This window comes from Haloarchaeobius ordinarius (assembly GCF_051801355.1).
Classification (GTDB): Archaea; Halobacteriota; Halobacteria; order Halobacteriales; family Natrialbaceae; genus Haloarchaeobius.
The window spans coordinates 81,194-93,487 of the sequence record NZ_CP196560.1 but is presented as its reverse complement, the minus strand read 5'-3'; the positions used below and the strand labels follow the sequence as shown (position 1 = coordinate 93,487).

Sequence of the window (12,294 nt, the reverse complement as noted above, 5' to 3'; positions counted from 1 at the left end):
GGCCGTAGCACCCCAACGTGACGCGATTCGTCTGTTACGGCGGCAAAGGTGGTGTCGGGAAGACCACGTGTGCTGCGGCGACCGGCCTCGCGCTGGCGGGCCGTGGCCACGAGGTGCTGGTGGTCTCGACCGACCCGGCGCACTCGCTGGGTGATGCCTTCGACACGACGGTCGGTGGGGAGGAACGCGAACTCGTCGACGGGTGCTGGGGGGTCGAAGTCTCCCCGGAAGCCGGGCAAGACGCCTACCGCCGCGTGGTCGAAGCTCTGGTCGCCGATTTCCGGGACGCCGGGCTTCGCATCGACGAAGAGACACTGGAGGAACTGTTCGCGGCCGGGCTCGTCCCCGGTGCTGACGAGGTCGCGGCGCTCGAACACATCGCCGACTACGCCGCGAGCGACGACTGGGACTACGTGGTCCTCGACACGGCTCCGACCGGGCACACACTCAGGCTGCTCGACCTCCCCGAGGTACTGTCGAGCACCCTCGGTGCCGCCGGTGAGGTCCAGGGTCAGGTTCGGCGGCTGGTCGACGGGGCCCGCAGTGCGATGTTCGGGCCAGCCGCCTTCTTCGGCCGTGACCGGGACGAGCCCGACGCCATGACCGACCTCCGTGACCGGCTCCACGCGGTCGGTGCCGTGCTCAGGGACCCCGGGCGGACCGAGTTCCGTCCGGTGCTCGTGCCGGAGGCGATGGCTATCGCCGAAACCGAACGGCTGGTCGACCAGCTCCAGGCGGCTGCGGTGCCGGTCGGCCCCGTCGTGGTCAACCGTGTGCTGGAAACCGACGACTGCGACTGTCACCGCTGTACGACACGACGGAAACTCCACGAGGAACGTCTTGCCGAGATTCGCGAGTCCTTCCCCGACCGCGATATCTGCGTGTTGCCGGTGCTGGACGGTGAAGCACAGGGAACGGACGCACTGGACGCGCTCGCGGCCCGGCTCGAATCGACGTTCGAGTGAATCGACCGAACCTTCTCGAAGTGACTCAGCCGAACACGGCCGGGTCGATGAAGTCGGCCGGGTCGCGCTCGCAGTACGTCTCGGATGCGTCGACGCACACCGCCCGGTCCGCCGAACAGTCGTACGCCGAGAGCTGGTTCCCGTACACGTACCCGGTGTCCAGCCCCACCGCGTGCTCGCTCACGAAGGGCGAAGCGAACACGCGGTGTCCGAAGAAGACCCGGTGTGGGCCGCAGTAGAACTCCCACCAGTACGGCCGGCCGATCCCGTCCCCCGCGAGCGACCCCACGTTCATCAGGTCCTCGGGCACGTGCGATGCGAGAGGTTTGCGGGGGTCGATGCCGCCGTGGACGACGAGCACGTCGTCCCACGAGAGCGCGACGGGGAGCGACGCCAGCCACTGGCGCTGTGGTCCGGTCAGTTCGGGGAGGTCGACCTGCCCATCGAGGACCTTCTGTTCGTTGTTCCCGCGGACGGCGACCATGTTGGCCGAATCTCGGACGAGTTCGACGACGCCCACGCTGTCGGGGCCGCGTGTGACCAGGTCACCGACGAAGACAACCAGGTCGGACTCGTCGACCTCCATCGTGTCGAGGAGGCGCTCCAGCGGCTCCAGACACCCGTGGACGTCACCGACGACGTACACGTCCCGACCGGCGGGGTGGACCCGACGGTGCTGGCGTGAGACGGCAGCGCCGAAACGCGGGGCGTTCATTGTCGGTATAGTAGACCCGAGAGGTACAAAAGCGGGAACCCAGTTCACTCCGGGTGCTCGGAGACGGGCGCTCCAGCCACCGGAGCGGTCACTCGGGATGCCGGACGATGTGGACGTCGTACTGCGGGTCCTCGGAGATTGGAGACCCGACGCTCGTCAACGGGGTGGAGACGCGCCCGGCGTTCTCACTGCCGACGAACAGTATCCGAGCGTCCTCCTCGGCGGCGACCTGCCGGATGCGACGGGCCAGCTCCGTCGGGAGCGTCGCGACGGGGTCGGAGGGGTCCTCGATGAGTTCGCACCGGAACTCGGCGTTCGGGGCGACGTCGTGGACGCGCTGGCGGATCTTTCGCTCGATGACCCCAACGTCGAAGGTGTCCGCGGCGTCGAGCCAGCCGCGGTCGCGGGCGTACTCGGGGTCGTCTGGGACGAGCGTGAGGACGACGAGGCCGTCGTCGGAGAAATCGGCGAACTCCCGCGCCCGCCGCAGTGCAGTCGTCGCGAGGTCGGAACCGTCGTACGGGACTAACAGCGACATCGTCCGACGGTTCAGACGGCCGAGACAATAATCTATCCCCGCGTCCCGCCAGGGCCGACGCTCCCCTCGACAGCTAGCGAGGCCGACGCTACCCTCGCCCGCCCGCCAGGTCGGCCGCCTCGGGCCGCCCCCGGAGCCGGAGCATAGAGACTGTTCCCACGAGCGGCCCGACCGCCAGCGGGACGAAGGCGTACCGCCAGCCGACGGCATCGGCCACGACGGGCGTCAGCTGGATGGAGACCGTCGTCAACAGGAAGCCGACCGCGGTCTGGAGCGTCAGGGCGCTCCCGACGTAGCTCGGGTCCGCGAGTTCGGACACCGCCGTCGAGAACTGCGCCGAGTCAGCCACGATGGTGACGCCCCAGACCAGCAGGAACGGCACCAGGAGCAACGGCGGCCCGTCGAACAGTGGCACCGCGAGCAGGCAACAGGAACCGCTGACGACCATGCTGACGCTGGTGAGCGTGGTCCTGCCGACCTGGTCCGCCACCCGGCCCGCCAGTGCGGCCCCGAGCCCACCGACGGCGATAGTCGCGAACGACAGGAGTGCGACCACGTCAGCACCGACCGAGCCTCCGACCCCTGCGGTGAGGTACAGCGGAATCCACGTCCACACCGCGTAGAGCTCCCACATGTGGCCGAAGTAGCCGCCGTTGGCCAGCATGGTGGGTCGGTCCCGGAGGATGCGTCCGATTGCGCCGGGGTCGAACGGGGCGGCTGGTGCCTGCTGTGGGCCTGGCCTGGCCGCGAGCGCGAGTAGCCCACCGAACGCCCCAAGGATAGCGGCCCCGGAGAGGACGCTCGTCGGGTCGCCGACGCCCCCCACCGCTCGCAGGAGGTGCGGCATGGCTGACCCGACCGAGAGCGCCCCGACGAGCGTCCCGATGGCGAACCCACGGCCCGTGTCGAACCAGCCCGCGATGAGCTTCATCCCCGGCGGGTAGACGCCCGCCAGGGCCGCACCGGTCAGGAAGCGCAACGTGACGGCCGGCAGGAACGAATCGACGAACCCGGCGATGGCGGCGGTCGCCAGCGACCCGGCCAGGGACGACCCGGCGAACAGGTACCGCGGCGGAACCGTATCCGAGAGGGTCACTACCGCCGAGAACAGCGCACCGACGACGAACCCGAGTTGGACCGCGTTCGTCAGCCACGCGGTCTGTGCACCCGACAGGTCCCAGGCGTCGGCCAGTTCCGGGCCGACCGCGGACGCGGAGAACCAGAGCGTCATCGCGAGCAGTTCGGCCGTCGCCAGCAGCGCGAGCATCCGCCACTTCGGGTCGAGTCGCGTCACTGCCCGACGTTCGCCACTCACCGGTATAAACCGGCCGCAGTCCGACGGAATGGACGCACTGCCGGCACCGGGCGTAAACCCATCCGAACGGTACTCACGACTCTCCGACGGACACGCGCTCTGCGGTCTCGATGGACCCGGAGAGTTCTCGCTGTGGGGCGGGGAGTGAGATACCCTCCGCGTCGTACCGCGTCTTCACCGACTCCACGAACTCCGAGCGGATACGGACGAAGTCGGTCCGCGCGGGCTTGCTGATCCAGAACCGGGACTGGAGTATCACCGCCGAGTCGCCGAGTTCCTGGATGCGGACGCTCGGTCCAGGGCGGTCGAGTATCTCGTCGTGGGCCAGCGCTGCCTCGACGATGATGTCCTGGGCGCGTGCCAGGTCGTCCTCGTAGCCCACGCCGAACGGGAACGTCACCCGGAGGCGTTCCTTGGCGACCGGGTTCGTGATGGTGTTTTTCGTCAACTCCGAGTTCGGGACCGTCACGAGTTCGTTGTCGAAGGTGTGGATGCGGGTCACCCGGAAGCTGATGTCCTCGATGATGCCCTCCCTGTCTTTCCACTGTATCCAGTCCCCGATGTTGTACGTCGGGTCGGTGACGATGAAGACGCCGCTGACGAGGTTTCCGAGGACGTCCTTCGAGGCGAAGCCGATGGCGATGGTCGCACCCGCGGTGATGGCCTCCTTGGTGGCGAGGAAGCTCGCGATACCCGAGACGGTGATTGCGGTGAACACCGCAAACAGGGCGAAGCCGGCGTGGAGTACCTTGAGCAGTGGGAGCTCGAGCGTGTCGTCCACGTCCGCGGCGTCCATGAGCCAGCGCGCCCCGGGGACGATCAGGTATCGCGCCGGCAGGTAGACGGCGGCCGCGACGGCGACGAAGACCGCGGCGTCCTGCAGGACGGTCGCGAACTCGGTCAGCACCGCCTCCGGCGAACGAATCTGCAGCATCGGCCCGAAACTGCACGGCGAACGCTCTTAGTACCGCGGGTGGTCGCCGACTCGTCGAGAGCGAAAGGACTTCGCCGGTCGGGGGCGATTGCGACCGTATGACACTCGGTGAGACCGAGGCCGACGTCCTCGCATACGAGCTGACCCAGACCGACTTCGACGCCGTCGAGCGTGGTGGCTACCGCGCCGAGTGGAACGTCGAGGGGTCGGCGGTGCGGGTCACGGAACTGGGGACCGACGAGACCGTCGAGTACAACGCCGAAGACCTCGTCCGTGCGACCTCGGACCAGGAGGTCGAGAACGCGCGGAACGCGCCCGAGCCCCCGTAGGGATTCGACCGAAGACAGTTCCTCGAATCTGAGAACCAGCATCCTGCTTGACGAATCACCGGCGCGTAGTCTCGCGTATGGCTGACGCGATAGAATCGACGACGAGCGACACGGAACAGGTGTGGATGGTCGAACGAACGTACTCGGCGGACTCGCCGAACATCCTCGTCATCGTCTACGCGACGCCCGACGGCGGGCGGTACCTCCAGAAGGAGTGGGCGTTCAACCGGTTCGGTGCCGGGCGAGTCCCCGAGGTGACCGCGGCGCGCCAGGTCTCGACGGCAGACCTCGTCCCGGTCGACGACCACGAGACGCGGGCGCGTTACGCGACCGAGGCGGAACGGATGGCAGAGCGACACGACCCGGACGACGCGGTCTGAGTCGGTTTTCCGTCGACGCTATCCGAGTCGCCAATCGGTCAGCGACTCGTGGGTTCTCAGATACCGGTCGGCACGTCGAAGAAGGTCGTCGCCAGATCCTCGTCCCACTCCTCGACCCACGACTGGAGGTTACGGACCCCGAACGTCTCCGTGGCGTAGTGCCCGGCGAGGAAGACCGTGAGACCGGCCTCGCGAGCCTCGTGGTACGTCTTTTGCTTTGCTTCCCCCATCACGACGGCGTCGACGTCTTTGGCCGCGGCCTCGTCGATGTAGTCGGAGCCGTCGCCAGTGGCGATGGCCACGTCCTCCAGTTCGGCCGGACCGAAATCGAGCACCTGGATCGGCTGGTCACCCGTCGAGAGCATCCCCGCCAGCGTCTCGCGGACCGACTCGGCTCGCTGTGGCTCGGGGAGGCGTCCCTGTTGCCCGGCGTGTTCCGGCCCGACGCGGCCGAATGGGGCTCGGTTCGCGAGGTCGAGCAGGTCCGCGACGCCGGCCGCGTTGCCGAGGTCGGGGTGGCCATCCAGCGGCAGATGTGAGACGTAGAGTGCGATGTCGTTCTCCACGAGCGGTGCGACCCGCCTGTAGTGGCGGCCGGTGACGCGCTCGATGCCGCCCCACGAGATGCCGTGGTGGACGACCACGGCGTCGGCGTCCCACTTCGCTGCCATCTGGAACGTCTCCTCGACGCCATCGGTGCAGAACGCGACGCTCTCGACCTCGGCCTCCTCGGGGCCGACCTGCAGGCCGTTGGCGCTGGCGTCGAGGTCCGCCCAGTCCTCGGTTCGCAGTTCCTCGTCCAGTCGGGCACAGAACTCTGTGAGCTTCATGTGTGTGCTGTCGGCTGCCGGCGGAAAAGCACCTGTGGTTGGGGCTGTTGTGGCGAACAGGCGACACCGCGTGCCGACCGGGGGTGTGCCGCACAACCGCTGGTCCCCGGCCGGTCGTTCGTCAGGACACGACGGGTGTGGGGCCGTCTTTCCTGATAAACTCGGGCAACGCTGGTGGTTACGGTGACTTCGCCCGTGGCCTCGTGGTTGCCCACGGCCCTTGCACCGATACGGACTTTCTTCCCGACGCCGCGTGAGTTCCGACTATGGTCACCATCCTCTGGACGAGCGCCGCCGTCGTCGTCGCCCTCCTCGCCTGTAGCGCCTTCTTCTCGAGCAGCGAGACGGCCATCTTCTCGCTCTCTCTCGAAGACATCGAGACGGATGCCGAAGCCGGCGACCAGCGTGCGGCCCGCCTCGAAGAACTCCGCGACGACCCGCATCGCCTCCTCGTCACGCTCCTCGTCGGGAACAACATCGTGAACATGGCCATCTCCAGCGTCATCACCGTCGTGCTGGTCGAGACGGTCTCCGCCGGTGCTGCGGTCACGGTCGCGACGCTCGTCGCGAGTTCGGTCGTCCTCGTGTTCGGTGAGATCGTCCCGAAGTCCTACGGCCTCGGGAACGCGCGGCGGTGGGCGAGAACGGTCGCCCGTCCACTCTACCTCGTGGAGCTGGCGCTGCTCCCCATCGTGGTCCTGTTCGACGTGCTGACGCGGCGGCTCAGTGGGGTTTTGGGTGGTGAGACGGCACTCGAAGGCCAGTTCGAGGACGGGTCGAAATCACGCTAGCGTGTCGCGGCAGTGGTACGGGTCGCCCGTCGCCGGCGGCGTCACGTCACGCCGACGGCGTCACGTCCTCGACAGGACCGCCCGCCGCTTGCCACGCCTTGAATCCGCCTTCCAGGCTGGCGACGGGGCCGACGCCCATCTCGGCTGCACGCTGCGCTGCGAACACGGAGCGGATACCGACGCCGGAGACGAAGATGAACTCCGCATCCGCACCGAAACCGGGGACGAAGTACGGACTCTCCGGGTCGATGTGGAACTCCAGCATCCCCCGTGGGGCGTGAATCGCGCCCGGCAGCTGGCCGTCGCGCCACAGTTCGGTCTCCCCACGAACGTCGACGAACACCGTGTCCGTCGACCCGTACCGGTCGAGTGCGTCGTCGACCGAGCATACCGAGACATCCGCTTTTGCCTCGGCTAACATCTCTCTGTAACCCCTCCAGATGCCGCTACTCGTCGGTTCTTTCGTCGAGGCTGTGGTCATCAAACCCTATATGACGAGTGATATCTTAACGGTATTCTATAAATAATCGACACGGTCCGGCGGTTCGCCCCTGCGAACGCGAGACCCAGATGTGCGCCCGCGCTGCCCACCGGCGCGGTCGCCGTCGCTCGACGGAACGACCCAGACGCTTACTCCTTCTCTATCATGACCGCTGTCGCCTTCACCACGGCGTCGACCTCGTCACCCGCCGTGATGCCGAGCCGGTCGACCGAGTTGCTGGTGATGATGGCGGTGATGGACTGTCCGTCGGGTGTCTCGACGACGACCTCGGCCATCAGGCCCGAGGTTTCGACTGCTTTGACGGTTCCGTGGATGCGGTTGCGGGCACTGAGTGCCATACGATAGCTGGGTCTCCGGCGTGGATAGCCTCGCCCCTGATATGTGTCACTGGGAAACTGGTAGCGCGGAACAGTGCGTATTCGGTAGGGAATCGGGCTATCACTCGGCGGTGTCGTGGTCCGAAGAAGTGGATTGGGGCAGATGTTGAACGTTGGTCACTTCACTCACTACGTTCGCTTCGCTCCCGAGTTCAAACTGCCAAACAGAACGAATTTGCGCCTCACGGTGTAGTTCGGCGCAAAATTAGTGGGTTGGGGCAGATTGTGAACTACGCCCGAGAACCTGCACTTCGTGCAGAACCTCGGTCTCGTTCAAATCTCCCCGCGACTCATTCTCGGAACACGACCGTCTCGCTCGCCACGCGTCGCTCGAAGGTGTTGTGTTCCGAAGAAGTGGGTTGGGGCAGATTTGAACTGCCGGCCTCCTCCATGTCAAGGAGGTGTCATAACCAGACTAGACCACCAACCCGGTGGCGTTCCGGTCTTCGTCTGCCTGCATTCCTTCGTTGGCCGGTGGTATAAAAAAGGGTTTCGAATCGACAGCGGTGTGGCGATTCGACCCACGGGCCGCAGAGACACGATTCGGGGCCGGCGCCGGGGTCGCACGAACCACTCGAGAACTGTGTGGTACTCTCGCATGAAACGCTCCTGCGCCGACGACACTCTTAAGTCGATGTACGATTTTGTACATCGTAAGACGAAACAATACATTGGTGTTCACAATGAAGGGCTACATCGAGCGAGTCACCGACGGCGGTGACCTCACACAGGCGGAGGCGAGAGAGGCGGCACGACTGGTGTTCGAAGAGGCGACCGAGGCACAGATCGGTGCCCTGCTCGCGGCACTCCGGGCCAAAGGCGAGACGGAGGCCGAGATAGCCGGGTTCGCACAGGGGATGCGCGACGCGGCGCGGACCATCTCGCCGAACCGGAAACCCATGGTCGACACGTGTGGGACCGGCGGCGACGACTACGACACCATCAACGTCTCGACCACGAGCGCGATGGTCGCCGCTGGGGCAGGCATCGCGGTCGCCAAGCACGGCAACTACTCCGTCTCTTCTTCTTCGGGGAGTGCCGACGTGCTGGAGGTCGCGGGCGTGCAGGTCGACGCGGAACCAGCCGCAGTCGAGGCCCGCATCGAGGACGACGGCATCGGGTTCATGCTCGCGACGGTGTTCCACCCCGCGATGAAGGCCGTCATCGGCCCGCGCAAGGAACTCGGCATGCGGACGCTGTTCAACGTGCTCGGCCCGCTGACGAACCCGGCCGGAGCCGACGCCCAGGTCGTGGGGGTGTACGACCCCGACCTCGTGCCCGTGCTCGCCCGCGCACTCGCACGCATGAACGTGAGTCGAGCACTCGTCGTCCACGGCTCGGGCATGGACGAGATCTGCATCCACGGGGAGACGGTCGTCGCAGAGGTGAACGGCGACGAAATCGAGGAGTACACGCTCACGCCGGAAGACCTCGGACTCGAACGCGCACCCGTCGACGACGTGGCAGGGGGCACCCCCGAGGAGAACGCCGCCGACATGAAAGGTATCCTCCGCGGGGAGGTCACCGGCCCGAAGCGTGACATCATCCTCGCGAACGCGGGCGCGGCAATCTACATCGCTGGCGGGGCAGACACGCTCGAAGCAGGCGTCGAAAAGGCCCGCGAGGCCATCGACTCCGGCGCGGCCGCCGCGAAACTGGACGACCTCAGCTCGGTACCCGCGAAATGACGCGAGTGAAGGTCTGCGGACTCACCCGTGAGGAAGACGTCGACGCGGCGGTCGACGCAGGAGCGGACGCACTGGGCTTCGTCGTGGACGTGCCCGTCGACACCCCGCGGGAAATCACGGTCAAGCGTGCTGCAGAACTCGTCGCTCGCGTGCCACCGTTCGTGACGACCGTGCTCGTGACGATGCCGACCCGGCCGGACGAAGCCATCGAACTCGTCCACGAGGTCGAACCGGACGTGCTCCAGGTCCACAGCGACCTCGCGCCGGGCGACGTGGCCTACCTCCGTTCGTCGGTCGACGTCCCCATCCTGAAGCACGTCGACGCGGCAACTCCGGCTGTCGCACGCCGGTACGCGGACGTGGCCGACGCGGTGCTGGTCGATTCGGTCGACGAGGACGGTGCGGGCGGGACCGGGCGGACCCACGACTGGGAACGGACCCGCGACGTGCTGGCCGACATCGACGTGCCGGTCGTCCTCGCCGGCGGACTCACGCCCGAGAACGTCGCCGAGGCCGTCGCGACCGTCGAGCCGTTCGCGGTCGACGTGGCCTCCGGCGTCGAAGCGAGTGGTGGAGTCAAGGACCACGACGCCATGCGGCGGTTCGTCGTCGCCGCGACCGAGCGCCAGAGGTCGCTTCACGCATGACTGGCGACGCCGAACCGGCGGGGCCTTCACCGACGCTCACGCCGGACCGCGAGACGTTCGTCCAGTTAGTTGCAGACGCCGCTTCCCCCGACCGGCCCGCAGTGGTCCGGGTCGAGGCGACCCTCGACCTGGACGACACGACGACCCCGCTGGGAGCCTACGCGGCGCTCGCGAGCGCGACCGACTCCGACCACGCGTTTCTGCTCGAAAGTGCGGAGAAGACCGCCTCCAGCGACCCGGCCGGGGCGTTCAGTGCCGCGACCGACGCGGACCGCCACGCGCGCTACTCGTTCGTCGGCTACGACCCCGCGGCGGTCGTCACGGTCGGCCCCGAGGGAGCGACCGTCGACGTGTGCGACGACCGCTATGCAGGACTGGTCGACCCCGTCGAGGGCGACACCCTCGACACGCTCCGGTCGGCGATGCCGGACGCGACCCCCGTTGGGTTCCCCGAGACCGGCCGCCAGCACCTCGACGGCGGCCTCGTCGGCTTCCTCTGCTACGACGCGGTGTACGACCTGTTCCTCGACGAGGTCGGGGTCGACCGCCCCGACTCGCGGTTCCCCGACGCCGAGTTCGTGCTGGCCACGAAGACGCTCGTCTTCGACCACCACGCCGACGAACTCTCGCTCGTATTCACCCCGGTCGTCCGCGACGGCGAGGACGCCGGTGCGGTGTACGACGTGCTCGTGGGCGAAGCGGCCCGGGTCGAGGACCTGCTTTCGGATGCGGCCGACCCCACCCCCGGCGGGTTCGTCCGTGAGTCCGAGACGGCTGGCTCGCAGGCGGACTACGAGGACGCGGTCGCCCAGACGAAAGAGCACGTCCTCGACGGCGACATCTACCAGGGCGTCGTCTCGCGGACCCGCGAACTCGTCGGCGAGTGCGACCCGATGGGGCTGTACGCAGCCCTGCGCGAGGTGAACCCCTCGCCGTACATGTACCTGCTCCAGCACGGCGATTTCCACGTCGTCGGCGCGAGCCCCGAGACGCTCGTCTCGGTGAGTGGGCAACGCGTCGTCTCGAACCCCATCGCGGGCACGTGCCCACGCGGGGACAGCCCCGTCGAAGACCGCCGACTGGCCGGCGAGATGCTCGCCGACGAGAAAGAGCGCGCCGAACACACCATGCTGGTCGACCTCGCGCGCAACGACGTGCGCCGGGTGTCCGAACCGGGCAGTGTCAGGGTCGAGGAGTTCATGAACGTCCTCAAGTACAGCCACGTCCAGCACATCGAGTCCACGGTCACGGGGACCATGGCACCCGAGTACGACGCGTTCGACGCGACCCGCGCCGCGTTCCCGGCCGGGACGCTCACGGGCGCGCCGAAGATTCGCGCGATGGAGATAATCGACGCGCTGGAGGACGACCCCCGCGGCCTCTACGGCGGCGGCGTGGGCTACTACTCGTGGACCGGTGACGCCGACTTCGCCATCGTCATCCGGACCGCGACGGTCGAGAAGGGCGCGCTCGCGGGCGGCAAAGACAGAGTGACGGTCCGCGCCGGCGCGGGTATCGTCGCCGACAGCGACCCGACCAGCGAGTACGAAGAGACCGAGAAGAAGATGGACGGCGTGCTCGAAGCCCTGCGCCGCGTCGAGACGGCGACGACCGAACTCTCACAGGAGGTGTCGCGATGACCAGAATCCTGTTCGTCGACAACTTCGACTCGTTCACGTACAACCTGGTCGAGTACGTCGAGTCGTCGCTCATCGAGCGCGGCGAGGACCCGGAGACGAAGGTCGTTCGGAACACGGCCAGTCTGGACGAGATTCGCGCGTTCGACCCGGACGCTATCGTCGTCTCGCCCGGCCCGGGCCACCCCAAAAACCCGCGGGACGTGGGCGTCACCCTCGACGTGTTCCGCGAACTGAGTACCGAGATTCCGACGCTGGGCGTGTGCCTCGGCCTCGAAGCCGCAGTGTACGCCTACGGCGGTGACATCGGTCGCGCACCCGAACCCGTCCATGGGAAAGCGTGGCCCATCGACCACGACGGCCGTGGCGTCTTCACAGGGCTGGAACAGGGATTCTCGGCCGGTCGCTACCACTCGCTGGTCGCGACGACCGTGCCAGAGTGCTTCGAGGTCTCCGCGACCGCAGACCACGCCGTCGGCGCGGCCAGCGTCGACACCGCGGCGACCGACGGCGGGGCCGAACCCCTCGTCATGGGTGTGCGCCACCGCGAGTACCCCATCGAGTGCGTGCAGTTCCACCCGGAGTCGGTACTCACGGCGTGTGGGCACGATATCATCGACAACTTCCTCGAGAACCTGTAACCGCG

Annotated in this window: 15 protein-coding genes and 1 tRNA gene; 8 read left to right on the top strand and 8 right to left on the bottom strand. The window is 67.3% G+C overall.

Features of this window, described 5'->3' with window-relative positions; all coding sequences use genetic code 11:
* Positions 1–17 precede the first annotated feature (17 nt).
* Complete coding sequence (locus ACSC1R_RS00595; protein WP_439027129.1) at positions 18–965, top strand: ArsA family ATPase; 948 nt, start codon at positions 18–20, stop codon at positions 963–965.
* Positions 966–990: 25 nt separating this feature from the next.
* Here ACSC1R_RS00595 and ACSC1R_RS00590 read toward each other — a convergent pair whose 3' ends face one another.
* The 4 genes from ACSC1R_RS00590 to ACSC1R_RS00575 form a co-directional block, all read right to left on the bottom strand.
* Positions 991–1,680 carry a metallophosphoesterase family protein gene (locus tag ACSC1R_RS00590; protein ID WP_439027128.1) on the bottom strand — a complete coding sequence of 230 codons (690 nt, stop codon included), beginning with the start codon at positions 1,678–1,680 and terminating at the stop codon, positions 991–993.
* An 88-nt stretch (positions 1,681–1,768) separates the two neighbouring features.
* Positions 1,769–2,218 (bottom strand): universal stress protein, encoded by a 450-nt coding sequence (locus ACSC1R_RS00585; protein WP_439027127.1) that lies wholly within the window; start codon positions 2,216–2,218, stop codon positions 1,769–1,771.
* An 88-nt stretch (positions 2,219–2,306) separates the two neighbouring features.
* On the bottom strand, positions 2,307–3,485 hold the full coding sequence (locus tag ACSC1R_RS00580; RefSeq protein WP_439028744.1) for an MFS transporter: 1,179 nt from the start codon (positions 3,483–3,485) through the stop codon (positions 2,307–2,309).
* A gap of 121 nt (positions 3,486–3,606) precedes the next feature.
* Positions 3,607–4,467 (bottom strand): mechanosensitive ion channel family protein, encoded by an 861-nt coding sequence (locus ACSC1R_RS00575; protein ID WP_439027126.1) that lies wholly within the window; start codon positions 4,465–4,467, stop codon positions 3,607–3,609.
* A 98-nt stretch (positions 4,468–4,565) separates the two neighbouring features.
* Between ACSC1R_RS00575 and ACSC1R_RS00570 the strand changes: the two genes are divergently transcribed.
* Complete coding sequence (locus tag ACSC1R_RS00570; RefSeq protein ID WP_439027125.1) at positions 4,566–4,796, top strand: hypothetical protein; 231 nt, start codon at positions 4,566–4,568, stop codon at positions 4,794–4,796.
* Between the two features lie 77 nt (positions 4,797–4,873).
* Entirely contained in the window at positions 4,874–5,176 is a 303-nt protein-coding gene (locus ACSC1R_RS00565; protein ID WP_439027124.1) for a hypothetical protein, read from the top strand.
* 56 nt (positions 5,177–5,232) lie between these two features.
* Here ACSC1R_RS00565 and ACSC1R_RS00560 read toward each other — a convergent pair whose 3' ends face one another.
* A complete protein-coding gene (locus ACSC1R_RS00560) occupies positions 5,233–6,006 on the bottom strand; it encodes a Nif3-like dinuclear metal center hexameric protein (RefSeq protein ID WP_439027123.1) in 774 nt (257 codons plus the stop codon).
* A 266-nt stretch (positions 6,007–6,272) separates the two neighbouring features.
* Between ACSC1R_RS00560 and ACSC1R_RS00555 the strand changes: the two genes are divergently transcribed.
* Positions 6,273–6,797, top strand: coding sequence for a CNNM domain-containing protein (locus tag ACSC1R_RS00555; RefSeq protein ID WP_439027122.1), 525 nt, complete (start codon positions 6,273–6,275; stop codon positions 6,795–6,797).
* Positions 6,798–6,843: 46 nt separating this feature from the next.
* Here ACSC1R_RS00555 and ACSC1R_RS00550 read toward each other — a convergent pair whose 3' ends face one another.
* The 3 genes from ACSC1R_RS00550 to ACSC1R_RS00540 all read right to left on the bottom strand — a co-directional run bounded on the left by ACSC1R_RS00550 (position 6,844) and on the right by ACSC1R_RS00540 (position 8,106).
* Entirely contained in the window at positions 6,844–7,278 is a 435-nt protein-coding gene (locus ACSC1R_RS00550; protein ID WP_439027121.1) for a rhodanese-like domain-containing protein, read from the bottom strand.
* A gap of 149 nt (positions 7,279–7,427) precedes the next feature.
* Positions 7,428–7,637 carry a TOBE domain-containing protein gene (locus tag ACSC1R_RS00545; RefSeq protein ID WP_439027120.1) on the bottom strand — a complete coding sequence of 70 codons (210 nt, stop codon included), beginning with the start codon at positions 7,635–7,637 and terminating at the stop codon, positions 7,428–7,430.
* A 394-nt stretch (positions 7,638–8,031) separates the two neighbouring features.
* Positions 8,032–8,106 (bottom strand) — tRNA-Val (locus ACSC1R_RS00540).
* 253 nt (positions 8,107–8,359) lie between these two features.
* Here ACSC1R_RS00540 and trpD point away from each other — a divergent pair.
* From trpD to trpG, 4 genes are read left to right on the top strand one after another with little or no spacing between them, the layout of a single operon-like run.
* A complete protein-coding gene (gene trpD / locus ACSC1R_RS00535) occupies positions 8,360–9,364 on the top strand; it encodes an anthranilate phosphoribosyltransferase (RefSeq protein ID WP_439028743.1) in 1,005 nt (334 codons plus the stop codon).
* Positions 9,361–10,011 carry a phosphoribosylanthranilate isomerase gene (locus ACSC1R_RS00530; RefSeq protein ID WP_439027119.1) on the top strand — a complete coding sequence of 217 codons (651 nt, stop codon included), beginning with the start codon at positions 9,361–9,363 and terminating at the stop codon, positions 10,009–10,011. The genes trpD and ACSC1R_RS00530 overlap by 4 nt, the downstream gene beginning before the upstream one ends.
* Positions 10,008–11,651, top strand: coding sequence for an anthranilate synthase component I (gene trpE / locus ACSC1R_RS00525; RefSeq protein ID WP_439027118.1), 1,644 nt, complete (start codon positions 10,008–10,010; stop codon positions 11,649–11,651). Before ACSC1R_RS00530 ends, trpE begins: the two co-directional genes overlap by 4 nt.
* The gene (gene trpG, locus ACSC1R_RS00520) at positions 11,648–12,289 is read left to right on the top strand and encodes an anthranilate synthase component II (RefSeq protein ID WP_439027117.1); all 642 of its coding nucleotides are present in this window, start codon (positions 11,648–11,650) and stop codon (positions 12,287–12,289) included. The genes trpE and trpG overlap by 4 nt, the downstream gene beginning before the upstream one ends.
* Positions 12,290–12,294: the final 5 nt, after the last annotated feature.